Origin of the sequence: Salinicola corii (assembly GCF_008298015.1) — a bacterium.
GTDB lineage: Bacteria > Pseudomonadota > Gammaproteobacteria > Pseudomonadales > Halomonadaceae > Salinicola > Salinicola corii.
Window position 1 is genome coordinate 40,004 of the sequence record NZ_VTPX01000001.1, and the last position, 24,892, is coordinate 64,895.

At 60.0% G+C, this 24,892-nt stretch carries 23 protein-coding genes; 12 read left to right on the forward strand and 11 right to left on the reverse strand.

All coding sequences use genetic code 11. The features are described 5' to 3' along the window. Window positions 1-98 precede the first annotated feature (98 nt). Complete coding sequence (locus tag F0A16_RS00220) at window positions 99-728, forward strand: TetR/AcrR family transcriptional regulator (protein WP_149433403.1); 630 nt, start codon at window positions 99-101, stop codon at window positions 726-728. A gap of 191 nt (window positions 729-919) precedes the next feature. Here F0A16_RS00220 and F0A16_RS00225 read toward each other — a convergent pair whose 3' ends face one another. The 3 genes from F0A16_RS00225 to F0A16_RS00235 are packed head-to-tail and all read right to left on the reverse strand — an operon-like array spanning window position 920 to window position 4,448. After that, window positions 920-2,152, reverse strand: coding sequence for a nucleoside permease (locus F0A16_RS00225; protein WP_149433404.1), 1,233 nt, complete (start codon window positions 2,150-2,152; stop codon window positions 920-922). A gap of 29 nt (window positions 2,153-2,181) precedes the next feature. After that, window positions 2,182-3,261 (reverse strand): sugar phosphate isomerase/epimerase family protein, encoded by a 1,080-nt coding sequence (locus F0A16_RS00230; RefSeq protein WP_149433405.1) that lies wholly within the window; start codon window positions 3,259-3,261, stop codon window positions 2,182-2,184. Further along, window positions 3,258-4,448, reverse strand: coding sequence for a Gfo/Idh/MocA family protein (locus F0A16_RS00235; RefSeq protein ID WP_149433406.1), 1,191 nt, complete (start codon window positions 4,446-4,448; stop codon window positions 3,258-3,260). The genes F0A16_RS00230 and F0A16_RS00235 overlap by 4 nt, the downstream gene beginning before the upstream one ends. Window positions 4,449-4,651: 203 nt before the next feature. Here F0A16_RS00235 and F0A16_RS00240 point away from each other — a divergent pair, with 203 nt between their 5' ends. Then, window positions 4,652-5,650, forward strand: a complete 999-nt coding sequence (locus F0A16_RS00240) for a LacI family DNA-binding transcriptional regulator (RefSeq protein WP_149433407.1) — start codon at window positions 4,652-4,654, stop codon at window positions 5,648-5,650. Window positions 5,651-5,844: 194 nt separating this feature from the next. On the opposite strand, the gene F0A16_RS00245 is transcribed toward F0A16_RS00240, so the two are convergent. From F0A16_RS00245 to F0A16_RS00260, 4 genes are all read right to left on the reverse strand, one after another. Continuing rightward, window positions 5,845-6,234, reverse strand: a complete 390-nt coding sequence (locus tag F0A16_RS00245) for a GFA family protein (RefSeq protein ID WP_149433408.1) — start codon at window positions 6,232-6,234, stop codon at window positions 5,845-5,847. Window positions 6,235-6,679: 445 nt separating this feature from the next. Continuing rightward, window positions 6,680-7,144 (reverse strand): GNAT family N-acetyltransferase, encoded by a 465-nt coding sequence (locus F0A16_RS00250; protein ID WP_149433409.1) that lies wholly within the window; start codon window positions 7,142-7,144, stop codon window positions 6,680-6,682. Between the two features lie 48 nt (window positions 7,145-7,192). Continuing rightward, on the reverse strand, window positions 7,193-8,704 hold the full coding sequence (locus F0A16_RS00255) for a DUF2252 domain-containing protein (RefSeq protein ID WP_149433410.1): 1,512 nt from the start codon (window positions 8,702-8,704) through the stop codon (window positions 7,193-7,195). Window positions 8,705-8,921: 217 nt separating this feature from the next. Then, window positions 8,922-10,364, reverse strand: coding sequence for a CoA transferase (locus tag F0A16_RS00260; protein WP_149433411.1), 1,443 nt, complete (start codon window positions 10,362-10,364; stop codon window positions 8,922-8,924). A gap of 311 nt (window positions 10,365-10,675) precedes the next feature. Here F0A16_RS00260 and acuI point away from each other — a divergent pair, with 311 nt between their 5' ends. The 4 genes from acuI (at window position 10,676) to F0A16_RS00280 (ending at window position 13,691) form a co-directional block, all read left to right on the forward strand. Next, entirely contained in the window at window positions 10,676-11,665 is a 990-nt protein-coding gene (acuI, locus tag F0A16_RS00265; RefSeq protein WP_149433412.1) for an acrylyl-CoA reductase (NADPH), read from the forward strand. A gap of 111 nt (window positions 11,666-11,776) precedes the next feature. Beyond that, complete coding sequence (locus F0A16_RS00270; RefSeq protein ID WP_149433413.1) at window positions 11,777-12,271, forward strand: pyridoxamine 5'-phosphate oxidase family protein; 495 nt, start codon at window positions 11,777-11,779, stop codon at window positions 12,269-12,271. 59 nt (window positions 12,272-12,330) lie between these two features. Next, window positions 12,331-12,720, forward strand: a complete 390-nt coding sequence (locus F0A16_RS00275) for a tautomerase family protein (protein ID WP_149433414.1) — start codon at window positions 12,331-12,333, stop codon at window positions 12,718-12,720. A gap of 83 nt (window positions 12,721-12,803) precedes the next feature. Further along, entirely contained in the window at window positions 12,804-13,691 is an 888-nt protein-coding gene (locus tag F0A16_RS00280) for a LysR family transcriptional regulator (RefSeq protein WP_149433415.1), read from the forward strand. Between the two features lie 71 nt (window positions 13,692-13,762). Here F0A16_RS00280 and F0A16_RS00285 read toward each other — a convergent pair whose 3' ends face one another. Next, on the reverse strand, window positions 13,763-14,659 hold the full coding sequence (locus F0A16_RS00285) for a LysR family transcriptional regulator (protein ID WP_149433416.1): 897 nt from the start codon (window positions 14,657-14,659) through the stop codon (window positions 13,763-13,765). 228 nt (window positions 14,660-14,887) lie between these two features. Between F0A16_RS00285 and F0A16_RS00290 the strand changes: the two genes are divergently transcribed. Together F0A16_RS00290 and F0A16_RS00295 are read left to right on the forward strand one after the other, a co-directional pair. Continuing rightward, complete coding sequence (locus F0A16_RS00290; RefSeq protein WP_149433417.1) at window positions 14,888-15,733, forward strand: MBL fold metallo-hydrolase; 846 nt, start codon at window positions 14,888-14,890, stop codon at window positions 15,731-15,733. Window positions 15,734-15,752: 19 nt separating this feature from the next. Beyond that, window positions 15,753-17,156 (forward strand): amidase, encoded by a 1,404-nt coding sequence (locus F0A16_RS00295; RefSeq protein WP_149433418.1) that lies wholly within the window; start codon window positions 15,753-15,755, stop codon window positions 17,154-17,156. A gap of 275 nt (window positions 17,157-17,431) precedes the next feature. Here the strand turns inward: F0A16_RS00295 and F0A16_RS00300 are convergent, their stop codons facing one another. Beyond that, complete coding sequence (locus F0A16_RS00300; protein ID WP_149433419.1) at window positions 17,432-18,331, reverse strand: LysR family transcriptional regulator; 900 nt, start codon at window positions 18,329-18,331, stop codon at window positions 17,432-17,434. Window positions 18,332-18,466: 135 nt separating this feature from the next. Here F0A16_RS00300 and F0A16_RS00305 point away from each other — a divergent pair, with 135 nt between their 5' ends. Both F0A16_RS00305 and F0A16_RS00310 read left to right on the forward strand, forming a co-directional pair. After that, window positions 18,467-19,384, forward strand: coding sequence for an MBL fold metallo-hydrolase (locus F0A16_RS00305; protein WP_149433420.1), 918 nt, complete (start codon window positions 18,467-18,469; stop codon window positions 19,382-19,384). Then, entirely contained in the window at window positions 19,381-20,370 is a 990-nt protein-coding gene (locus tag F0A16_RS00310; RefSeq protein WP_149433421.1) for an alpha/beta hydrolase, read from the forward strand. The genes F0A16_RS00305 and F0A16_RS00310 overlap by 4 nt, the downstream gene beginning before the upstream one ends. A 76-nt stretch (window positions 20,371-20,446) precedes the next feature. Here F0A16_RS00310 and F0A16_RS00315 read toward each other — a convergent pair whose 3' ends face one another. Then, complete coding sequence (locus tag F0A16_RS00315) at window positions 20,447-21,427, reverse strand: AraC family transcriptional regulator (protein WP_223119673.1); 981 nt, start codon at window positions 21,425-21,427, stop codon at window positions 20,447-20,449. Between the two features lie 281 nt (window positions 21,428-21,708). Here F0A16_RS00315 and F0A16_RS00320 point away from each other — a divergent pair, with 281 nt between their 5' ends. Further along, on the forward strand, window positions 21,709-23,088 hold the full coding sequence (locus F0A16_RS00320; RefSeq protein ID WP_149433422.1) for an NAD-dependent succinate-semialdehyde dehydrogenase: 1,380 nt from the start codon (window positions 21,709-21,711) through the stop codon (window positions 23,086-23,088). 79 nt (window positions 23,089-23,167) lie between these two features. On the opposite strand, the gene F0A16_RS00325 is transcribed toward F0A16_RS00320, so the two are convergent. Continuing rightward, entirely contained in the window at window positions 23,168-23,725 is a 558-nt protein-coding gene (locus F0A16_RS00325) for a TetR/AcrR family transcriptional regulator (RefSeq protein WP_149433423.1), read from the reverse strand. Window positions 23,726-23,829: 104 nt separating this feature from the next. Between F0A16_RS00325 and F0A16_RS00330 the strand changes: the two genes are divergently transcribed. After that, complete coding sequence (locus tag F0A16_RS00330; protein WP_239023653.1) at window positions 23,830-24,834, forward strand: NADP-dependent oxidoreductase; 1,005 nt, start codon at window positions 23,830-23,832, stop codon at window positions 24,832-24,834. The last annotated feature ends 58 nt before the right edge of the window (window positions 24,835-24,892 follow it).

The window sequence follows — 24,892 nt, forward strand, 5'->3', positions numbered from 1 at the left end:
CGGGAAGGGCGCGCCGGAATGTTTTGAACTGATCGTTCCAATATTAATATGGAACGACCGTTCCGTATTGTCAACGCCATGGAGGTAGTTGGAGCATCATGCCTTTGAATACGACGCCGCCCGAGCGTGGACGCCCCAAAGCGCCGGGCCGGCCCAGGGAGTTCGATCACAGCACGGCGCTCACGGCGGCGATGCAGGTGTTCTGGAAGTATGGATACGCCGGTGCGAGCATCGGCATGCTCATTGCCGAGATGGGCATCAGTCGAGCGACGCTCTACGCTTCCTTCGGAGACAAGCAGCAACTGTTCAAGCAGGTGCTGGATCTCTATGAGCGCGAAAAGGCGGCATATATGCTCGATGCCCTCGAACAGCCAACCAGTCGACGCGTGGCCGAGCACCTCATGCGGGGAACGATCGAGCTTCAGACCAATACCGCCACCCCCAAAGGAAGCATGGGCGTTGTGCACTCGATCAGCTATGCGCCGGGCGACGAGAGCATCCGTGAATATGTGGCCGAGCGAGGGCGGTTCTGGCGCAGCAAACTTCTCGAGCGGTTCGAACGAGCTGACCAGGAGGGTGATTTCCCCGAAACCTGCAATCCACACGGTTTGGCTATGCTGCTAAAGGCGGCGACCGATGGCCTGCTCGTTGCTGCAAGCTCCGGCGCCAGCGAGCATGAGCTGAACGAGATAGCGTCGACTTTTCTGGATATGTGGCCCGGCCGCTAACCACGAACCCCATCTTCCGGTTTTTCCGGCATCGGTCAGCCTTTCGAGATCATGTGCAGATTCTCGCTTCTCCCATGGTGGCGACTTGATCCGGCAGCCCCACCCTGGGCGCCGGGTCTTGTCTCCGGATGATCCAATCGCAGCCCCAAGGTGTCGCCGATCGGCTCGGCACTCCTTTGTCAGCCGAGCGCTCAGGTCCGCTCCGTCTCGGTGACCCCCTTGGCGCCATGCTTGTCCTTGAAGGCCACCAGGAAGAGCAGCAGGACGGCGAGGGCAAAGCATGCAGGGAACAGCCAGATGCCTTGCCAATCGTGACCGCCAGCGGTGGCGTAGTGGTCGGTGACCAGACCGGCGATCCAGAATCCGATCAGCATGCCGACCCCGTAGGTGGCCAGCGTGATCATGCCCTGGGCGGCGCTCTGGAAGCGTTCGCCGGCGCGTGCGTCCGTGTAGATCTGCCCCGAGACGAAGAAGAAGTCGTAGCAGACGCCATGCAGGGCGATACCGATCAACAGCAGGTAGACGCCCTCACCGGCATCGCCGAAGGCGAAGAGGGCGTAACGCACGGCCCAGGCCAGCATGCCGACGATCAGCGTGATCTTGATGCCGAAGCGGTGGATGAAGACCGGCAGCAGCAGCATGAACAGGACTTCCGAGACCTGCCCCAGGGTCATCTTGCCGGTGGGGTTGGCCACGCCGACCTCCGCCAGGAAGGGGTTGGCGTTCTGGTAGTAGAAGGCCAGCGGGATGCAGATCAGCACCGAGGCGGCAAAGAAGATCGCGTAGTTGCGGTCATTGAGCAGTTTCAGGGCATCGAGCCCGAGGATCTCCTTCAGCCCGCTCTTGCGGGTGCCCGCTTTGGGTGGGGTGGCCGGCAGGGTGAAGCAGTAGAGGCCCAGTGCCAGCGAGGCGATGGCACACATCAGGAAGGTGTTGCGCAGGGCGCCGCCAGCGATGGCCTCGGCGCCGTCCCAGGAGAAAAGGTAGCTGATCGCCAGCCCGGCGAGAATCCAGCCGATAGTGCCCCAGACTCGAATCTTGGCGAATTCCTGCGAGGGATCGCGCATCTGGCGGAAGGAGACCGAGTTCACCAGCGCCAGGGTGGGCATGTAGAGGATCATGTAGACCAGGACTAGCGGGTAGAAAGACGCGAAGTCCTGAGCTCGGTACAGGCCGAACATCAGAGCGGCGCCGGCCAAGTGCAACAGAGCGAGGATGCGTTCGGCATTGAAGTAGCGGTCGGCGATCAGGCCGATGATGAAGGGCGCGATGATCGCGCCCCAAGACTGGGTCGAGAAGGCCATGCCGATCTGGCTTCCGCTGGCGTCCAGGTTCTGGGAGAGGAAGGTGCCCAGGGTGACGAACCAGCCGCCCCAGATGAAGAACTGCAGAAACATCATGATGCCGAGTCGTGTGCGTAGCATGGCGTACCCTCGTTATTGTGTGATGGGTATCAGTTCGTTTCGTCGAGCCCCAGCAAGCGTCGGTTGCGCCCCGGGTCCGAGCCGGTGTCGGCGAAGTCGTCGAAGGCTTTGTCGGCGCGCTGGATCAGGTGGCGGTCGATGAAGGGGGCGCCCTCGGCGGCCCCTTGGGCGGCGTCCTTGAGGCAGCATTCCCATTCGAGTACCGCCCAGCCGTCATAGCCGTACTGGGTGAGCCGCGAGAAGATACCCTTGAAGTCGACCTGGCCATCGCCCAGCGAGCGGAAGCGCCCGGGGCGATCGACCCAGCCCTGATAGCCGCCGTAGACCCCGCTGCGGGCGCTGGGCGTGAACTCCGCATCCTTGACGTGGAACATCCCGATCCGCTCGTGATAGCGATCGATGAAGCCCAGGTAGTCGAGCTGCTGCAGCACCATGTGGCTGGGGTCGAAGAGGATCTTCGCCCGGGGGTGAGCGTCCACGGCGTCGAGGAAGCGTTCGAAGGTGGCGCCGTCGTGCAGGTCTTCCCCCGGGTGAATCTCGAAGCACAGGTCGATGCCCTGTTCGTCGAAGACATCCAGGATCGGTCTCCAGCGACGAGCCAGCTCGGCGAAACCTTCCTCGATCAGCCCCGATGGCCGCTGCGGCCAGGGATAAAAGTAGGGCCACAGCAGGGCGCCGGAAAAAGTGCCGTGTGCCGTCAGCCCCAGGCGCCGGCTGGCACGGGCGGCGAGCTTGAGCTGTTCTTCTGCCCATTGTCGCCGCGCGTCGGGTTGCCCATGCAGGTGCGCGGGAGCGAAGCCGTCGAACAGTTCATCGAAGGCGGGATGTACCGCCACCAACTGGCCTTGCAGGTGGGTGGAAAGCTCGCTGATCGCTACACCGGCCTCGGCGCAGCGTCCGGTCAGTTCGTCGCAGTAATCCTGGCTGTCGGCGGCGAGTTCGAGATCGATCAGGCGTGGATCGGTCGTCGGCACCTGGACGCCACGATAGCCGAGTGAGGCGGCCCAACGGGTGATCGTGTCGAGATCATTGAAAGGCGGGTGATCGTCAAGGAACTGGGCGAGAAAGAGCGCCGGACCCTTGATGCCGGTGTCGTGAGTGCCTGTCATGTCGTTGCCTCCGCGTCGTGCCGCTGGGAAGTGTCCTCGAGGGATGTCCACTTGGCGGTGCCGGCCTGGCTTTTCAGCAGGGCCTCGATGAAGGCCATGCCGCGCAGGCCCTCGTCCATGCCGGGAACGCCCGCGGCGGCGCCGCGCTCGCCACGTCGGACGGCGTCGGCGAAGTCGCGATAGAGGTTGGCCAGCGCTTCCAGGTAGCCCTCGGGATGTCCACCGGGCAGTCGCAGGCGCTCCAGGGCTTCCGGTGCCAGGCCGGGCTGATCGATCCCCGCGCGCAGCACGCGCATGGGCTCATCAAGGCGCCGGTGGACCAAGGTATTGGGCTCCATCTGCTGCCATTCCAGCGCGCCGCGATCGCCATACAGGCGGATCTTCAGGGCGTTCTCCTCGCCGGTGCAGACCTGGCTTGCCATCAGGGTGCCGCTGGCCCCTTCGGCGGTGCGGAACAGGGCGTCGCCGTCGTCGTCCAGCCGCCGTTGTTCGCCGTGGGTGCCGAGGGCGGCGCAGAGCTCGGTGACGTGGTGTCCCGAGATGAACTCGGCGAGGCCGAAGGCGTGCGTGCCGATGTCGGCCATGCAGCCACTGGCACCGGCGATGGCGGGATCGGTGCGCCATCCCGCCTGCTTGTTGCCGGTACCCTCGAGGTTGGTGCTGAGCCAGCCCTGGGGATATTCGACATGAATCTTGCGCAGCCGGCCGAGTTCGCCATCGCTGACCAGGCGGCGTGCCTGCCAGACCATGGGATAACCGAGATAGGTGTGGGCGAGTCCGTAGAGGCCCGGGCTCGCCTCGAGGGTGGCGGCGAGTCGGCGTGCTTCCGCCAGGGTGGTCGCCGCCGGCTTCTCGCAGAAGACATGGAAGCCAGCTTCGAGCGCGGCCTGGCTGATGGGCACGTGTAGGTGATTGGGCGTAACCACGACCAGCACATCCATGCGTTCTCCAGCGGGGAGCTGGCGTTCGCCATCGATCAGTGATTGCCAGTCGGGGTAGAGGCGTCGTTCCGACAGGCCACAGGCCTCCCCGGTGCGGGCGTTGTTGCCGGGGTCGCGGCTGAAGCTGGCGCAGACCAGTTCCAGCTCGCCATCCAGAGCGGCGGCCAGGCGATGCACCCGGCCGATGAAGGCGCCTTCGCCGCCCCCGATCATGCCCATTCGCACGCGCCGTCTCGTTGTTGTCATTTGTCCTCCACAGAATGCTCGACTGGTATAACCTTTAGATGTAACCGGTTACATTTAAAGGTAAGCTAGTCATCCAAGGGCGGAGTATCAATGCGACCTAGGTCGCGGGGCCTTGGCCGATGAGCCCGGAGTGCCGATGCAGTAGACTGGCCCGCAGCATGATGCCGAGGTGATCGACGAGATGAGGAGGTTCACAGCCAGGCATGACCAATATTCGCAAGGTGGCCGAGCTGGCCGGTGTGTCGGTGGCGACGGTGTCGCGCACCTTGAGGACCCCCGACGTCGTTTCGCCGGGAACGCGTGACAAAGTGTTGGCCGCCGTCGAGCAGGCCGACTATCGACCGAATCTCACGGCGGTGCAGTTCCGGTCGCAACGGACCCGCAATCTGGTAGTGCTGGTGCCGATCATTGCCAATACCTTCTTTGCCCGGGTGATTGGTGGCATCCAGGAAGCGGCGCAGCGGCGGGGATACGGCATTCTGCTGTGCAACACACTCGGCGATGAACGTACCGAGCGGGCCTACGCCGGCCTGGTGTCGACCCGCCAGGCCGATGGCCTCATCCAGCTGCGCGCCTATGATCCCTTCACGACATCGAGCGGCCAGGCGCGCCCGCCGATGGTCAACGCCTGTGAAGTGCTCGACGCGGCGCCGTGCCCCACCGTCAAGCTCGACAACCGAGCCGCCGCCCGGGCGGTGACCGAGCATCTGCTGGCACTGGGGCACCGCCGTATCGGCATGATCAAAGGGCCGCGCAACAGCCCCTTGACCCGGGATCGTCTGCTGGGCTTCCAGGATGCCCTGGCGGCCGCCGGCCTGATGCCGGACGAGAGCCTGTGGTGTCCCGGCGACTTCACGCCGCCCTCGGGCCATCGGGCTGCGGGTGAGCTGCTGTCGCGAGCCGATCCCCCCACGGCGATCTTCTGCGAGAGCGACGAAATGGCCATGGGCGCCATGCGGCGCATCAAGGAGGCGGGTCTTCGGGTGCCCGAGGATATCTCGGTGGCGGGGTTCGACGATATCGCCTTCGCTTCTTTCTGCGATCCTCCCCTGACGACCATTGCCCAGCCCGCCGAGGATTTCGGTCGCGAGGCCGTGGCCCTGTTGCTCGACATCATCGATGAACGGGGTGACGCAGCGTATGAGCATCGCATCATGCCCTTCGAGCTGGTGATACGAGAGAGCACCGGGCCGGCCGCTTGATCCCGGCGGGGGTGAGACGAGCCAGTTCACCCCCACCAGGGACGAGCTATTACTGGGTCGAGACGTCGCTGCGGAGTGATGTCGCAACCGAAAACCGCCGTGATGCTTGACTGGCCGGGCGCGCGACATCGCGCCACGGCGCAGCCGCTCGTGATGGCTCGAGACCGTTGTGGTCCGGTCGTCGTCCTGCTCGGTTAGGTGTCAGCCCTGGGCAGCGTGCGATCTCGTTCGTGACGCTCCGCGAGGGGAAACGGCGGCAACCAGTGTTCACGCCGAATGGTCCATAGCTCATAGGTCGGCATGAAGCGATCGGGTACATCGAGCGTGCCCAGGTGGACTTCGATCTCGCCATCGCTCATCGAGAAGACCGAAGAGCCGCAGGTGGAGCAAAAGTAGCGTCCCTGATACTCCTGCGGCTCGCCTTCGATGGTCACTGCTTCCGCGATGTAATTGGCGGCGGCATAGAAGAGCGCGCCGTGATGCTTGCGGCAGTCCATGCAGTGGCAGATGCCGACCCGAAGAGGCTCGCCATGCGCAGTGATTCGGATTTTGCCGCATAGGCAGCCACCAGTTGATGATTTCATGGTCGATTATCCTGATGAATCAGAAACGTTGTCGCCTCTCGGCCCCTGCTTGAATCACCGATGCACCCCGTCCAGGCGTTCGAACGCACTCGGGCGTGGTCCTCGCGGGATATTTACTAGCTCATGATCGTTGGTCAGCCGTCTCCTCATTCGGCGCCTCCCGTGGTGGTTGCAGCGCCGCTTTCTGTTCCGCCCATTGCAGCAGGGCATCCGATGCCGTTCACAGGGCCTGGCCCATTCGGGCAGACGATATTCCACCGTGGGCGGCACCAGCGGGTGGGCCTTGCGGGTCACCATCCCGTTCTCAAGGGCTTTGGTGCAAGGGGGCGTGTGTCTTTCTGGCTCAGACAAGCGATGGTGAACGCGCCCAGGTCCGCGACCCGGATGACTATAGCCTCGAATTCGTCTACAAGAGCTGGCAGCACGAAGGGCGATCGACTCGGTTTCAGCGCAATGCCTTGTGCATGAGATAGAGATCGCATTGCGGATACTGGACGATGCCAGCGTGCCGCCACCCGTATCTGGCGTAGAGGTTTTGGCTGTCTTTGGTCGTCAGATAAAGCGAGCCTTCGCCTAGGCGCTGTGCCGCGTGTTCCACGGTCTGGATCAACAGCCCCGCAATGCCGTTGCCGCGATGATCGGGATGAACGAAAACGGCGGCCAGCCAGGGTCGGAGCTCAGGGCGAAGATCGCAATCGTCATCGAACAAGCTCGCCATGCCGACTGGTCGATCACCGATATGGGCCACGAAAGTGAGCGGAATTTTCTGGTCACCAGCGGCCTGCCTGAAATGCTGCAACGTGCTTTCGAGTGTGCGCGTCGAGCCGACGCCCCATTGGCCGTAGGTCCAGGCTGCGCAGGCATCGATGAAGTCCGGGCGATCAACGAGCGAGCTGATTGTCACCGGCATGGAATTATCCAACGCGCACTCCCGTTCCGTTGGCGGCTGAAGGGCCTTTCACCGGTGTACCCAGTCCAGGTGCTCGAACGCGCCCCGGGCGTGATCCTCACGGAACATTGCGTGGTCCCGATGCAGGCGGTCGGCGGCCTCGGTGGCGAATTCCACCATGTCCTCGGCGAACAGTGCCGGTGGGCCGATGGCGTTGAGGATCGCGGGCTCGATGTCGTAGTCGAGCTTGCCGGATTCGTCCGAGAGGGCTTGCACGGTGGCAAGCACGCCGCCGCAGATATGGGCGTATTCCTTCCATTCACTCTTGGAGAGGTCGTCGAGGTCCATGTTGTCGCGGAACGGCGCGCGCTCGCGGGATAGATAGCTGTGCCCCTCGAACGTGACGTGGCCGTAGAAAAGATCGCCGCGTATCAGGTGCACGGCCTGGGCATGGCTGATGCGTTCGGCGAGGGTGTCCATTTCGTAGGCGGAGGGCGGTACCAGGCCGGACAGGGCGGAGCGTCGGGCCTGCTTGTACTCGATGATCAAGTCGTCCGTGCCGTCGCGCAGGGGGCCTTCGATCAACACGTAATAGCGGTTGAGCCCCAGCGAGGCGGTGCCCTGGCCGAGACGTATCGCCACGTCCTTCACGTGCATGCCATGCTTGTCTCGTCCCTTGGCGCGTGCCGGCACGTCGATCTCGTTTTCCTCGACCAGTCGGTCGGTGATCGCCTGGAATTCGTCACGGCGCGACGAGACCGGCACCAGTTTCCTGGTCGGGCGGAAGCCGCTGCGCGTCTCGTTCAGGTAGTCGTCGGCGAGCCACTCGGCGCGGTCTTCATCGGCGTCCTCAAACAGCTTGCGGATGAGCTTCGGCGCGTTGTCGTGACGCATTTCCTCATCCTGCTCGGTGCCTTCGCGCGCCAGCCGCTCCACCGTCTCGATGTAGCCCTGCACGAAGCGGCGCACGATCTTGACACGATGCTTGGGCTTGAGCTCGCCCTCGGTTTCGGAGGCGATCATGAAGCCGACCGCGCCGCGTTTGATATCCCAGGTAAAGGGCGCGTAGTAGGCCTCGTCGAAATCGTTGACCGAGAAGATCGGCACGTTGTCCACGTTGGGCATGACGCCGAAGTTGCCGGGGTGAACGTCGCCGAGCGCGAGCACGGTCGGCATCCAGGCGTCGTCGCCGGCCATGTCGCGGTAGAACAGCAGCGCCGTGCCGCGAAAGAACGAGAACAGCGAGTCGGAGAGCTGGTTGAACTTGGCGCAGGCTTCCTCGCAACCTTCCGCGATGCGTGTCTGGTGATCCTCGCGCAGCGTCTGGCGCACGTGCCGACGACGCTCGAACCCGGTCAGTGCGCGCGGGCGCAGCACGAACTCGCCGGCCGCCACTGCCTCGGCCAGGCGTTTGAAGGTATCGAAACGCGTCGCCACCACCGGCGCTGCGGCCTCCTCGAACGACTGCCGCTCGAGTGCCGCCGCCAGTTCCGCCTTGCTCATCGAAGAGCGCCCCGCGATCTCCTGCTGTCGAGCGCGCTCGTAGAGTGCCTTGCGCGTCGGTTCCGATTCCCGGCTCATGAATCCCCCTGCCTGTCCTGGCGGCCGTGATGTCGTTGTCTCCTTGCCCATCAGCATGCCCGACTTGGGAGGAGGGTGCATGTCCGCTATGTTGATCCGGCCATCTTCGGGAGACGCCTTGATGCCGCATCGCAAACCTCATCTCCCCACCAAGGATCTGTCCGCTTTACGTTCCCAGCACTAGATTGGTTAGATAACAACCGTCACGGACTCTATATCATCGCGACAACCACTCTGGCGTATCGTTACCGAGTGCAGGTGTCGTTCTCTCCCATCGAGGTGGCGTCTCGGACATGCGAATCACAGGTCCAAGGCTTTTCAGATCACCATAGGGTGTGTGGTCGTCATGTATGGCGTAGGCTTCAAATTCTTCAGATGACAGTCGCCCCGGCGCATTATCGAAATGCTCAAGTAGTCCCTGACGCTGAAGAAACATGGCGGACTGACACAGAGAGACTTGTACGTGATATGTACCGCCTTCCTGAGCACGTCGAGCCAGTGCCACCATGGCGCCAAAGGAAGCGAGATAACCAGTCAGGAAGTCGCATAGATAGACTGGCGTCAGCATAGGCTTGCCTGCCTTCATCGCTTGCCCCTGAAGATCACAAATGCCGGTTACGGCCTGTGCTACCTGATCCCAACCAGCCCGTGATGCAAAGGGCCCACCCGATCCGTAGCAGTTTACACTGACGTATACCAAGCCAGGGCGAAGCTTTGCGAGTTCCTCTACACCGAACCCGTGAGCCTCAAGGCGGTGGGGACGATATCCTTCGATGAATACATCCGCATCACTAACTAAATCCCTGAGCCGAGCAGCGTCCGAGGCGTCGTTGTAATCAAGGAAGCAGCTACGTTTTCCATGGCTAGTATCACGTACAAAAGGCGCGACCTGGGGCAAGTGGGGTGCAGTGACCATCAGGACATCAGCGCCATGTTCGGCCATACCAATGCCCGCCGTTGGACCTGCAAGAATACGGGTGAGATCAAGAACCCTGATACCTGATGCCGGCTGGGAACCTTCGGGGAGTGGCTGCGGCGCTCCATCGTCAACCTTGGTGATTTCAACGACAGGCCGTGATGCGAGATAAGCACCGTGAGGGTGAGCAAACCATTCCTCAGGCGTGCGAACCTTCCCGCCACATGCGCCTGCTGCTGCAATAGCCTCCTCAAGTTCATCGGCTTTCCAGCGTCGTACAGCCTCGGCAACCGAATCAGGCGTATTTTTGCATTGCAAAACATCGAGTACTCGGCGTTCGAGATGCGGCAAGTTGAAATGGGGTACGAACCAACGATCATCCGCCGTCAGCCACGGTTGGGTGAGCGCCACCATATGCTCGACATCTTCCGAAATGGGCGCGGGACGGTATTGGCTGTAATGATCGCGGACCAGTGTCATGTCTTCGCCGCCCAACGCAGTCGCTGCAGCTGCCTTGGCATCAATACTGATGGACTGCCTGCGTCCGGTCTTCAGTTGCCATAAATCGTTTGCCGCCACACTGCGTGCCGCCAGTGCGTGGGCCAATGTTCGCCCGATACGAAAAGGAGATACAAACAGCGGATCCTCTCCTGTAAAGCTCACCTCATTGGGCGCAAGCTGCTGACCAGCCCGGATGCCCATCAGCTCATCGAATGCGCTGAGTTTTCCCTTGTTTTGACTCATTTCTACAGCTCCTGAATGTGGGGGGCAGGATGTGCTTCTGGGCTGTGGTAACCGAGGTAGGTCAAAACCACGATGAAGGCTGCCGCAGGACTCCCGGACCATGCTGTGTCCGCACCGCACCGCACCGCACCGCACCGCTCTGGGCAGGGGATCGTATCCGTATGGAGATCGGACGCCCATATTTTCTTGAAAAGAGAATATTAGTCAAGTATCTTTCTCAATATGAGAACGATGAGGCTTGGGAGATAGGCTGGTGCCACCGTGGTCTAGAGCCCTGGTTTATTGCGATTCCGGCTTAAGGAACTCACGATATGACGTCTTTTAAAGCGATCCTTGTTTCCAAGGATGACGAAGGATACCAAGCACGAATTACATCACTCTCAACCGAGCAGCTACCCGAAGAGCCGATAGAAGTGGCAGTCGAGTATTCAACGCTCAATTACAAGGACGCACTGGCAATCACGGGCGAGTCGCCCATTGTACGCCACTTCCCTCTTGTCCCCGGGATTGATCTCGCGGGCTTCGTCACTAAAAGCGAAGACCCCAAGTTTAAAGTGGGAGATGCTGTACTGCTTAATGGATGGGGGGTTGGCGAATCATGGTGGGGAGGGATGTCCCAACGCGCTGCCGTAAGAGGCGAGTGGCTGCTCCCTCTACCTGAGCTTTTTTCCACGAAGGAAGCGATGGCTATCGGGACTGCTGGTTATACAGCGGCATTGTGTGTGCTTGCATTGCAGCAACACAATATTATGCCAACTGATGGTGAAATCTTGGTCACTGGTGCTTCGGGAGGTGTTGGTGGTATTGCAGTGAATCTACTATCAAACCTCGGCTATCGCGTTGTAGCTTCCACGGGTAAGTCTAGCGAAACCGGTTGGTTAAAACGTCAAGGTGCATCGGATGTTATCGATCGGACGGAACTCAGCTCATCAAGCAAACCGCTGGTTCGGGAACGTTGGTGTGGTGTAGTGGATACAGTCGGTAGCCGTACGCTTGCCAGCGCATGTGCGAGTACTCAATACGGTGGTGTAGTCACCGCCTGTGGTCTAGCCCAGGGAATGGAGTTTCCTGCTACCGTTGCACCTTTTATTTTGCGCGGTATAACTCTCGTGGGTATAGATAGCGTTTATTGCAGCAAGACACGTAGACTCCAAGCTTGGGATCTCCTTGCGAAATATTTAGAACGGGCGGCTTTACAAGGCTTGATCACCACCATTGGTCTTGATGAAGTTTCTGAACGAGCACCGGACATGCTGGCCGGTAGGCTTAAAGGAAGGGTGGTTGTAGACGTTAACGTTTGAAGGCGCCAAATGTCATTATTTATCTCACACGTTTCGGTTTGAAACTTGGTTGGGAGGCTTTTTGAAAGTGCTTGATGGAATGATGACTGATGTTAACTAAGGGAGGTTTTTATGGGTGATTTGAACTTGGCGAGTCGCTCGGCCGAAATTCTGAAAAAATGTCTCTATGCTAATATCGCTACGTCGCGCGACGACGTGCCTTGGAATACACCGGTCACCGCGCTTCCGGACTCCGGTCTAAACTTCTATTGGTCGTCCTGGACATTGGCCGAGCACTCCCAAAATTTTGCCAGAAATAGCTCGATATTCATGACCTTCTACGATTCGACGCGAGCAAGAGGGACCAATAACCTGATGTGTCTTTATCTGCAATGTGTGGCCCGAGAGGTGTCCGATCCAGATGAAGCCCGGAAGGCCTTTGGGATACTTTATCCCGGTGAAGACGTTGATTTGGAAAATTTCCTCGGGGAAGGTGTCAAACGAATCTATTGCGCTGAGCCGAGGAAGGCATGGTTGAATTGCCTGTCGGAGAAGGAGCTTGAGCCGACGACACTTAAAATGCGAACGGAAGTGCCCATTAGTGACATTAGAAACGCCTTTTTCTAGGGGCGTTTATTGTCCATTTATTCACGTTGGGTGAATCCACTGCTCGGTACTGGAATGTTATGCCTCTTGTTAAGTTTGATGTCGTTGAAGGTAGGAAAGCATATGAATTGAAGGCGTTGCTTGATGCGGCGCATCAAGCCGTTGTTGAAAGCTTTCAGGTACCCGAGTCGGATCGCTACCAGATCGTCTATAGTCATAAGCCCTGTGAGATGATTCTCGCCGATACGGGGCTGGGCCTGGAAAGGACCGACGCTGCCGTTGTCATGACCGTGATCAGTAAATCACGGCCGGAGGAGATGAAAGTCGAGCTTTATCGGTCCTTGGCCAGTCGCTTGGAAACATATTGTGGGATAAAGCCTAGTGATCTGATTGTCTCGGTGATAGAAAATACGGGGCCGGACTGGAGTTTTGGCCTTGGAGAAGCCCAGTTCGTTACTGGTAAACTGTGACGTATAGTCAGTTTTATCAAAAGGGTTACCTAGATGCCGTGGAGTACTTTATTACCGGCATTTTTCATTAAGAGGCTGGCGTAATGGAAGATTTTGAATCCCTCAGGGTGTTCGTCTGCGTCGCGAATGAGCTCAGTGTAACGGGGGCGGCTCGGCGATTGGGAAAGAGCCCGTCGAACGTGACCACGAGACTGCAAAAGCTGGAAGCGAGCGTCGGTGCCGAGCTACTAGTGAGGGCGGGGAAAAGCTTTTCCCTATCGGCTGCAGGCGAGGTTTTTCTTGATTACGCTGAGCGTATGCTTAGCCTTCGATCGGAGACGATGCATGTCGTTTCGGGAGGACGTTCTCCCGGGTCGATCAGGATCGGCAGCATGGAGGCAACGGCCGCGAGCCGTTTGCCGGGGCTTCTAGCTGCCTTTCACACGTCTTTCCCTGAGCATGGCGTGGACCTCACAACGAGCCCATCGATACGGCTGCTGGATGATGTTCGATCGGGAAAGATCGATGGTGCCTTCCTAGCCATTCCACCTTCCTTCATCGAGAGCCCGCTATCAGAAAAACTGGATGTGCTTGGCTTGGAGTTTCATAACGCCTGGGAAGAATCTCTTGTCTTGCTGCATCCGGAGATAGGAATTGAAAATCTTGGCCTGGATGATGTCTCGGTAAATAAACTGGCAGCATTTCCGCTGGGGTGTACTTATAGAAGAATCGCCGAAGAGTACTTGGGGATCCCCGAGCGAAAGGAATGGGAAATTCAGGAGTCGCCGTCGTATCACGTGATGGTTGCCTTGGCATGCACAGGTAGGTATGCAACGGTCTTGCCGGAGAGTGTCTATCAAACGCTGCTTCCTCCCGATAACCTGAAGTGTATCCCTCTTTGCAAAGTCACTACGAAACTGGCTTGGCGAAAAGGTTACGACACGCCAGTTTTCGAAGATTTCCGAAATACCTTGAATCGCAATCTTGTCTGAAAGGCGGGATGTACTGCCTCTTCATTCGGCCTGCCATATTGGTTGTCGGTTGGCTGCACTTTGCAAAGGCATCACAAGCTGGCCCTGCACTCCGCTTCCATAATTGCCAGAAACGAACGTAGTGCAGGGTTTGGATTCGATGCCGCATGAATAAAAGTTAGTGTGAGCGGTATCGAGAGATTTTCTAGCTCGACCAGCTCGATCAGTGATGGTGGACGAAACCGATTGGCCGAGTTGACGATGGCGGCTCCCATGCCTGAGGAGACCAATGAGAGAATGGCGGTTTCGGTTTCCGCTGTCTGGATGCTGCGCAACGGCACTCCTAGCGACAGGCAAACGCGCTGGAGATGATCGAAATAAGCAGGATAGATCTGACGCGGGAAGGTGATGAAGTCTCTGTCCGCCAGTTCCTCCAATTTGTGAGGCGGCGAGGTTTCGGATAGCCAGGCGCTGGGCAGGGCGGCGACCACGTTATGCGTGTCCAGCGCTAGCGTTTCCATACACGGTGCTATGCCACCAAACGGATAGATGAAACCGCCATCCAGACGTCCGCTTTCCAATTGAGCGATTTGATCGCTGGAGTTTAGCGGTAATAATTCGAGATCGACGTCGGGGGCATGCTGTTTGAAACGCATGAGTATCTGCGGTAGTAGACCACCCCAGGTCGCGTTTTCCACGAAGCCCAGTGAGAGCCGCCCGCTTAGCCCCTGAGCCATACGGCCGGCATGCACTTTGGCGGCCTCGACATCTTCTAGGAGCCTCTTTGCCCGCCTCAGAAACATCTCGCCCACTGGCGTTAGCTCGAGCCCTCTGGCCGAGCGCAAGAACAGCGTCGCACCCAGATCATCTTCAAGATCATGGATCTGACGCGACACCGTTGGTTGGCTGATGTGAAGCTGCTCGGCCGCTTCATGAACGCTACCGTGCTCGGCAGCTGCTACAAAATAGCGCAGATGGCGCAGCTCCATAGAAGAGAGTCCTTATCGAATGTCAGTCTGTGCCTAAATCGAAACTGGGCACTATTGTGTTTGAGTTCAACATGCTGCCTCATCACCGAAGCATTGATGCCCCATAGGCATCAGCAGGGCTAGCCAAAAGCATTGGTCTCTCCTTGGGACGAGCGCGATACTGGCGCCATGAGAACGTTCCTTCTCCATCGGATGCTCAGAATTATCCATTATCGAGTAGGTAGTGCTATGCCCGAGATTAACCATTATCGAGTAGGTGAGGCAGAAATCACCCGAGTGACCGAGCAGGTCGCAAGGTTTCCAGCTTCGCAATTGTTTCCAGATCATCAGGACGAGCTGGCAGCCACCGATGTACCGAATACAGTCGCGGTGTCGATTCATAGCTGGATCGTGCGAACGCCGCAGCGTCTGATTGTGATCGATACGGCTACGGGGAACCATCGGGATCGTGGTGGCAATCCATTGTTTCATAACTTACAGACTCAATACGCCGAGCGACTCTCTGCAGCGGGCGTTGATCGGCTTGCCGTCGATACTGTGCTGCTGACACATTTACACACTGATCACGTGGGCTGGAATACCTATTGGAACGACGGTCATTGGCTGCCGATGTTTCCCAATGCACGTTATGTCTTTTCAGCATCCGAACTCGATCGTTGGCAGCGTGACCCGGCTCACGCCACGATTCTTGGCGACAGTATTCAACCCATATTGGATGCAGGGCTTGCCGAGACCCTCGACCCACCGGCCGAAACCGCGCTCGACGAGTTGCTGACCTATTATCCCTCTCCAGGACACAGTCCAGACCATGCCTCGATTGCTCTGATGTCGCAGGGCGAGTACGCCTTGTTCGGTGGTGACGTCATGCACCATCCGATTCAGACACGCTATCCCCATTGGAACTCTACGTTCTGTGAAGACAAGCCCCGTGCTGTCACCTCCAGGGCGTGGGCGCTCGACTGGTGTGCAGAACATGATGCGTTGTACTTCAGCTCACATTTTGCCGAGAGTTCGGTCGGCCGCATCACGCGGTCGTCAGTCGACCCTACGCGCCACGACTGGCGCTTTGTGTAAGTAGAGGGGAAGGTTCCAAATGCCAATCGAAAATTTTGCCATTGCCTCGCTCGATACGCTGCTTGCCGGGCTCGATGCTCGGCGCTGGCGCGCCATCGACCTGGTCGAGGCGGCCCTTGCCCGCATCGAGGCGTTCGACAAGCAGGGGCCGACGCTTCGCGCCGTCACCTATGTCTTCGCGGACGAGGCGCGTGCCGCGGCAACCGCCAGCGATGAACGCCGCCGTATGGGCTGCTCATTGGGCCTGTTGGAAGGTATTCCAATACTCGTCAAGGACAACATGGACGTCGCGGGCTGGCCGACGACCGCCGGATCGTGCGCTTTGATCGGTCTGATCGCCCAGCAAGATGCCGAGATCGTGCGACGTCTGCGACAAGCCGGAGCCGTTATCGTTGGCAAGACCGCGATGCATGAGTTGGCCGCCGGTATTACCGGCGCTTCGTCGCTCACAGGCTTCGCGCGCAATCCGCATGCACTCGATCGCTCACCGGGCGGATCGAGCAGCGGGGCGGCGGTGGCCGTGGCCGCAGGCTATGTGCCGTTGGCGATCGGCAGCGATACAGCCGGCTCCGTTCGTATTCCGGCCGCGTTCAATCACCTATTCGGGCTGCGCGCGTCCCGCGGTGCCCTGCCGCTCCAGGGTATTCTTCCGTTGTCCCCGACACAGGATATGCCGGGGCCGATCACCCGTTATGCCGTCGACCTGGAGCGTGCGTTTGCTGCGCTGTCAGGTCAGCCCTACCCAATGTCCGAAGTGGGGACCGATTTTTCGATCGGTGTGCTGGATACGTGGTTTGGCGATGAACAAGCAGCCAGCCGCGACATTTCAGCGGTCGCGTACCGAGCTGTGGAGCGCTTCGAGACCCTTGGCGTGCGTTGTGCACCGATCGACTTCAATGGTCTGAAAGGAGCCGTCGATAGTGCGAACGTCATTGCCTACGAATTTGCCTCCGCGTTGACGGCGGACCTAGCGGCACGGCCCGATAGCCCGGTTGATTCACTGAAGACCATCGTCGAACAGGGGCGGCATCACGAACAGATGGCGGCTGTGCTGCGTGACCGTGCCTATCATGCAGGCCCCGACAGTCCGGAGTATCAGCAGGCGCGTGCGCGCCAGGATGCGCTACGCGAGCAGATTGAAAGCGCAATGATAGACCAGGGGCTGGATTTGCTGTGTTACCCAACGCTGCGGCATCCGCCTACAACACTCGGCGGAACTCAGGACGGTAGCAATGCACTGTTGGCGCCAGTAACCGGGATGCCTGCCATCAATCTACCAATTGGATTGGACAGTCAAGGCTTGCCCGTCGGACTCGAGCTCCTGGCACGTTCGGGTCATGAAGCCATTCTGTTGGCGGCGGCCCACGCGTGGGCAGAGACGAGCAGTGGATGGTCGTTACCCAGGGCGATCCAGAATCAGTGAGTGGTCTAGGATGGCGGGGCCACTGGTCAGGATGACGGCTGCTTCGCGACGGCTCTTGGCGCTCACCATCAATATGTCCTTAAGCAAAACCGCCGTTGGCGCGGATAACCTGCGTGTTGATCCAGCCCCCATGCCTGCCCACCAGGAAAGCATGGGGGCCGGTGACCTCTCCCTGTCGGCTGCGCGACTCATCGGGCAGCACGCGCGCAAGCACTTATTCCGGCCTTGGATGCGATATAGATATCGCTGACATTGTTTGCGATGGTCCAGAGCCTCTACCTGCGGGATTTGAAGAGATCCTGGACCCAGTCTACGAATACTCGCACTCGCTGGGCCGGGATTCGCGTGGACGGATAAGCGACCTGTACCGGCGTGCGGCCACAATCCCAATCATCCAGGATCATCTCGAGCTCGCCGGACGCCAGATAGGGGGCGGCGAGCAGTGCGTAGGTAGTGGTAATACCCAAACCCTCGCGACATGCGGCGAGTGCGGCCCGCGCGTCATCGACTGCCAAATGATGGTCAGTGCAAGGGGAAACGCTTTCGCCACCACGGGTTAAGGTAGTTCGAAAGGCTTGGCCGGTTCGAGGGGACACGACCTGGATGCGCGTGTGCTGGCCGGCGAGTTCCTCCGGATGCTCAGGCCTGCCACGAGTGGCGAGATACGCCGGGCTGGCCAGAGTCAAAAAGGCCAGTTCGGCCAGCGGCCGGGCGATCAGACGGTCGTCGATTATCGAGCCGATCCGGATGACGCAATCGATGCCGCGCTCGATCAGGTCGGACGAGCGGTTGTCGATTTTCAGATCGATAGCGATATCGGGATATTGGGCAAAGAAATCGGGCAAGGCGGGGATGATGATAGATGACGCGAGCGTGCCTGGCACGTCGACGTGGATCGTGCCACGCGGCCGGCTTCGCGCACCCGCCACATCGGACTCCAAAGCGTCGGCGTCGGCGACGAGTTGCTGGGCGCCCAAGTAATACCGACGCCCCTCCTCGGTGACGGTCATGCGCCGGGTGGTCCGGTGCAGAAGCTGGATCTGTAACTCCTTTTCGAGCTCTTGGACGAGGCGCGTCACTGTTGGCCGGGGCAGGTCGAGTTGTTCGGCGGCCCGGCTAAAGTTACCGGCATCGACCACACCGATAAAGGCGCGCATGGCAGCGAATTTATCCACTGGGCTTTCCTCTCTGCGCGTATCCAACTGATTGTTGCATTTGCGCGACAACTGTTTTAGCGCGGCGGTGGTTGGTCGGCAGCAATGCTGGGTGCATTCTGCGCTGCACCATTCGAAACTGCAGCGGTTATGACTATGAGTTCATCCGACCCGATTTTTGAAGCAGAACTTTATCAAGTGGGCAATACGCGGATTACACGTATTGTCGACCAACCCTTGGAGAACAACCCCGCCACTCGACTCTATCCTGACTGGCAATATTCGGCAGTTAAGCCATACCTGGACGCGCTGACGTCCCATGACCTGACCGCTGATCATGCACATTTCAATCAGAGTGTGCATTGCTGGCTGGTGCAGACGACGCACCACACCATCCTGATCGATACTGGGGCCGGAAACGACAAGCGGCGTCCCGATAATCCGATATTCGACCGGCTGGATACGCCGTTTCTCGACAACCTGGCCAGAGCCGGGGTCCAGCCAGAGGACGTGGATTATGTGTTGCTCACTCACCTGCACGTCGATCACGTGGGCTGGAATACCCGTTGGCAGAACGGCGCCTGGGTACCCACGTTTGCCAATGCGCAATACGTATTTCCAACCGAGGAATACCGATTCTATTCCAATCCGGCGAATGTCCAGCCGCCAAGCCATGGCAGCTTCGAGGATAGCGTCCAGCCGGTTCTCGACGCTGGGCTGGCGAAGATGATTGAGCCCGACGGCCGCGAAGTGGTCGACGGCCTGGCCTTCCATAGTTCGCCGGGGCACAGCTACGCGCATACTTCGATCAGCCTGGTATCCAAGGGTGAGCGTGCCTTGTTCGGTGGCGACGTGCTGCATACCCCGGTTCAAGTGTACTGCCCGGACTGGAATTCCGTGTTCTGTGAGTTTGCCGAACCGGCGCGCGCCTCTCGCTATTGGGCGCTGAATCATGCGGTCGAACATGACGCTCTGTACTTCAGCACGCACTTCGCGGCACCTTCCGCCGGCCGCATCACCCGACGCGGGGACGGCTACGCCTGGCAGTACGAAGAATCCGGAGCAAGATCATGAATCAGAACGCAACCCTAACAACCTTTTCTCACCCAGCGTTGGCCAGCCAGTCGTGGTTCATCGACAGCGATACCGCTGGTGTCCAGCTATACCTGCGTAACCGCCGGCGCACCCATATCGAGGCGTTTGGTAGTGAACGTACGGTGATGCTCATGCACGCTGCGACCTATGCCGGTGACAGTCTGTTTGACGTTGCCCACGGCGAGACGGGGTCATTCATGGATTTCCTCGCGATGCGTGGTTACGACGTCTATTCGGTCGATGTCAGAGGCTATGGCGGCTCGACGCGACCGCCGGAAATGATGGCGCCGTCCGATGCCAGTCCGCCGACGGTCAGCACGGAGATTGCGATCAGCGACCTGAGCCGCGCGATATCTCATGTCATCGAACGAAACGGTCTCTCGCAGTTGAACCTCATCGGCATGTCATGGGGTGGTACGGTGGCGGGCGCGTATGCTGCACGTGTTCCCGAACACGTGCACAAGCTTGGGCTGATCGCGCCACAATGGATTGATAGCAGATCGGTGTCGATTGACACGGGCGGCGAGCTTGGCGCTTACCGCACCGTTTCCCGCGAGGCAGCACGCGAACGCTGGCTCGGCGCGGTGCCGGATGAACAGCGAGAGGCCTTGGTTCCGCGTGAGCTGGTCGAAAAGTGGGAACAAATCACGTTTGGCGCCGATGATGCGAATCCCTATCACGTGCCGAACGGGGTCGTGCAGGATAGGAGAGACTATTGGGCCGCAGGTCGCGCCTACTACGACCCAGGCGAGATCACGGCCCCGACGCTGTTGATCCATGGTGAATGGGACCGCGACGTGCCGCTGGACACGAACCAGGCTTATTTTCGCCGCCTCACTGGTGCCGCCTACAAACGCTGGATCGAGATCGGGCAGACCACTCACATGCTCATCCTTGAGCGCCAGCGGCATCAAGCATTTGATGGCATCGCCGCATTTCTGGATGAAGTGCTTACGGAAAACTAGAGGAATGGGCAACGTGACGTCGTTGATATATTGAGTATTAGTGTCATCTCGCGATATTCAGCGCTTCTTGGCTTCCTCAATGCGACGAGACGAACGTCGCTGCGGCGTGGGCGGGCGGGATGGCGAACTCCTCCCGCATTCTTCTGGCTTCCGCCATCGGGCTTCTGCCGAAAAGACGCTTGAACTCGCGACTGAACTGGGACGGGCTTTCGTAGCCGACCTGAGCGCTGGCTGTCGCTGCCGTGATGCCGTTTCTGACCATCAGAAGCCTCGCCTGGTGCAGGCGGGTGGACTTCAGGTACTGCATGGGCGAAGTGTGAGTGACGTCCTTGAAGTGCGCATGGAAGGTGGGAACGCTCATGCCGGCGCTGCGGGCGAGCTGTTCGACGTCGAGATCCGTCGAGTAGGAGGCGTGAATGCAGCGCAGGGCACGTGCCACCTTGCCGAACTGGCCCTGCATGGCCAGCGCCGCCCGCATCGAAGGGCCCTGATCGCCGGTCAGTACGTGGAAGTAGATCTCCCGTACCAGTGACGGACCCAGGATCTCGGCATCGAGCGGCCGGCTCATGGCGTCCAGGAAACGCAGCACCGCATCGCTCAGTCGGCGGTCCATGGGGGTCGACATCATGCCTTGGGGATTGGCGGGTTCGACACCACCGAGCTGGTCCAGCTGCAGCATCAGGTCGGCGGCGAGATTGAAGTCCAGATGCATGTAGATGGCGAGCAGCGGCTCCCGCTCGCTGGCGTCGGTTTCCATGGTGAAGGGCACCGGCACCGAAACCGCCAGGTAGTGCTGCTCATCGTAGAGGTAGACCTGGCCGCCGAAGAATCCCCGCTTGCGGCCCTGGCAGACGATGACGATACCGGGATCGTACAGCACGGGGGTGGAATCCAAAGGGCGGTTCGAACGCAGAAACCGGACATCCGGCAGTGCCGTCAGGTTGTAGCCCTCATCCGGCGCAAGCGTCTTCAGCAGCGCGACCATCTCCTCCTGCCGGGCGTCGGGCTTGTGGCGATGGTGCAGGGTCGAGGAGGGTATGGGATCGCTCCTGCTCATGTCGTCTGGTCCTGTCTTGAAATCCGTTCTCGACGAAGCGCCTGAATCCGGGTCATCGGGCGTTCGGACGGGGTTGCCAAGCTTCGGCCTTGGTGAAGGCGAAGCAATATTATTAGGAGTTAATAGTATTAGGCAATGAAAGCAGATTGTAGGCCATCGTCTTTCCCGGTTGTGGATATCTATCATGCAATCCTTCATCGGTGAAGGCATCGATGAGATCCGTTCGCCAGAAGCGTCTCTCGTCTGGCGTCCCCTGTTCTGCTTTTCAGGAGCGCATCTCCATGATCGACGTATTGAACCCCGCCGATGGCACCGTGGTCGGCCAGGCACCGGCCATGACCCTTTCCGAAGTGAATTCTGCCATCGACCGTACCTGCGAGGCCTTTCCCGCCTGGTCCCGCAAATTGGCGAAAGAGCGCAGTGAGCTGCTGCGCGGTTGGTTCGAGCGCATCCGCGACGACAAGGCGGCTTTCGCCGAGTTGATGGTGAAGGAGAACGGCAAGTGTCTCGCCGAAGCGTATGGCGAGATAGAATACGGCCTCGGTTTCATCGAGTGGTACGCGGAAGAGGCCAAGCGGATCTACGGCGACACCATTCCCAGCCATGCGGCGAACGCTCAAGTCATGGTGGTCAAGGAGCCGGTCGGCCCCACGGCGGCCATCACGCCGTGGAACTTCCCGTTCATGATGATCACGCGCAAGGTGGCGACGGCACTGGCGGCGGGCTGCACCATGATCATCAAGCCGTCCGAGGAAACGCCGCTGACGGCCTACAAGCTGCTGGAAACCGCGCGCGAGGCGGGCATTCCGGAAGGTGTGTTCGAGATGGTGACAGGCAATCCGAAAGAGATCGGCGAGCGCTTCACCAGCGACACGCGGATCCGCAAGATCTCGTTCACGGGCTCGACCGCCGTCGGCCGCACCTTGGCCGGTGCCGCCGGTCAGACGCTGACCCGCATGACGCTGGAGCTGGGGGGCAATGCCCCGTTCATCGTCTTCGACGATGCCGACATGGAGGCCGCCGTGGAAGGCGCGGTGGGTGCCAAGCTGCGCAATTCGGGCCAGGTCTGCATCTCGCCCAATCGCTTCTACGTGCACGACGCGATTCACGACCGGTTCGTCGAGGCGCTGGCCGAACGCGTCTCGCGTATCGAAGTCGGCGAGGGCATGCGTGACGATTTCGTCGTCGGGCCGATGATCAATCGTACCGGCCTGGAGAAAGTCTCCTCGCTGGTGGAGAGCGCCCGTCGGGGCGGCGCGAACATCGCTCTCGGCGGAAGAGCACATGGTCTCGGCGGCCTGTTCTACGAGCCGACCATCGTCACCGAGCTCGACGACGATGCCGAGATGGCCCGGACCGAGATATTCGGCCCGGTATTCGCCGTCTACCGGTTCCAGACGGAAGCGGAGGTCATCGAGCGTGCCAATGCCACCGAGTACGGTCTGGTCGCCTATGGCTATACGCGGGATCTGGGCCGGTCTTTCCGCCTGTCCCGTGAGATCGAGGCGGGCATGGTCATTCTCAACAGCGGCTCGGTGGGCACGGCCTCGGTACCGTTCGGCGGCGTCAAGCAGTCCGGCTATGGCCGCGAGGGCAGCTTCTACGGTATCGAGGAGTACGTGGACGTCAAATATGTGCTGATGAGCGGGCTGGATCGGTGAGGTTGTCTTGCGCTAAACGGGTTGGCTCGACGGGAAGAGCGCAGGAGTATGGCGCTTTTCCCGTTGATAGTCGGTTTCGTCAGACGTCGCCGCGATCCTTCAGAACGGCACCGGCGACGATATCGAACAGTCGGTCGGCACGAGACGCGTGAGACGGCTGTTCGCGTAGCCAGGCGAGCGCCGCAATGAGATCGAACAGCTCCGCGCCATTCAGGTCGTCCCGGGCCTTGCCCTCGGCTTGAGCTCGAGTGAGGAGCGCCGTGCCTGCCGCGCGTAGCATGACGCATGAAGCATGGAGTTCGGAATCCGTATCCTCGATGGCGTCCATCATCAACGCGATGATGCCCCGCTGGCTGTACGTGAACTCCGTGGTTTCCTGCATCCACGCCAAGAGCGCTTCGTCGGCCGAGTCCGAGCGCTCGAGCACCTTGGCCCGCTCCGCCAGTGCCTCGAAGCTGGCGCGCAGCACCGTTTCCAGTAAAGCCTCTCGCGTCGGGAAGTGCCGGTAAAGCGTGCCCAGCCCGACGCCAGCTTTGCGCGCTATGTCTCTCAGCGACGCGTCGGCTCCCTGGTCGGCGAAAACCTCGCTCGCAACCGCAAGCAGACAGTCGTAATTTTTCCTGGCATCAACTCTCATCGGCAAGCCTTGACAAAATGGAGCGGTGCTCCGATTATTCGGAGCACTGCTCCGATAACGATAGCCCACCTGTGGCTCGGGAGAAAGTCATGCCGACTCAAACGATGAAAGCGATTCGCCAGTACGAATTCGGCGGCCCCGATGTACTGCGTTTCGAGGATGCGCCAGTGCCAGCCTTGAAAGCGGGCGAAGTGCTCGTTCGCGTTCACGCGGCTGGCCTCAACCCGCCCGACTGGTATCTGCGCGATGGCTATAGAACGCTGCCGCCTGAATGGCAGCCGCAGCTGGATTTCCCCCTCATTCTGGGAACGGATGTCTCCGGCGTCCTCGCGGCGGTCGCCGACGATGTCAAGGGCTTCTCCATCGGCGATGGGGTGTATTCGATGGTTCGCTTCCCTGACGGCATGTTCGGGGAAAGCAGGGCCTACGCCGAGTACGTCAGCGTGCCGGCGTCGGAAGTCGCACCCAAGCCAACCGGCATCGATCATGTACATGCCGCCGGGGCGCCGATGTCGCTGCTCACGGCGTGGCAGTTCATGGTCGAACTGGGTCACGATGAACCCAATCCGCTTCAGCCGAACCGGCACCAGCCGGTGCCGCTCGAGGGCAGGACCGTCCTCGTCAATGGGGCCGCGGGTGGTGTGGGGCACTTTGCGGTGCAAATTGCGAAACTGAAGGGTGCACACGTCATTGCCGTGGCGTCGGGCAAACATGAATCGCTTCTTCGCGAGCTCGGAACCGACGAGTTCATCGATTACACAAAGACGCCGCCCGAGGACGTCGTCCACGACATTGACCTGGTCGTCGATGCGCTTGGAGGCCCGACCACGGGGCGTTTCTTGCCCACGCTGAGGCGCGGCGGTGCCCTGTTCCCAATCTACCCGCTAGGTTTCGACGGTGCCGAGGAAGCCGCGGCGCGGGGCGTCACCATCTCGACCACCCAGGTTCGGTCGAACGGGGCTCAGCTATCAGATATCGGGCGCTTGCTTGATGACGGCACGATTCGCGTCGTCGTGGACAGTGTCTACCCGCTTGTCGATGCCCGCAAGGCCCACGAACGAGCCGCCAAAGGCCATATCCAGGGCAAGATCGTCTTGACCGTCGAGTAGAAAAAACGGGGATCAGGTTGCGCCAGTTCCGGCATGGCAGGCCCGGCTGGTGCCCCGT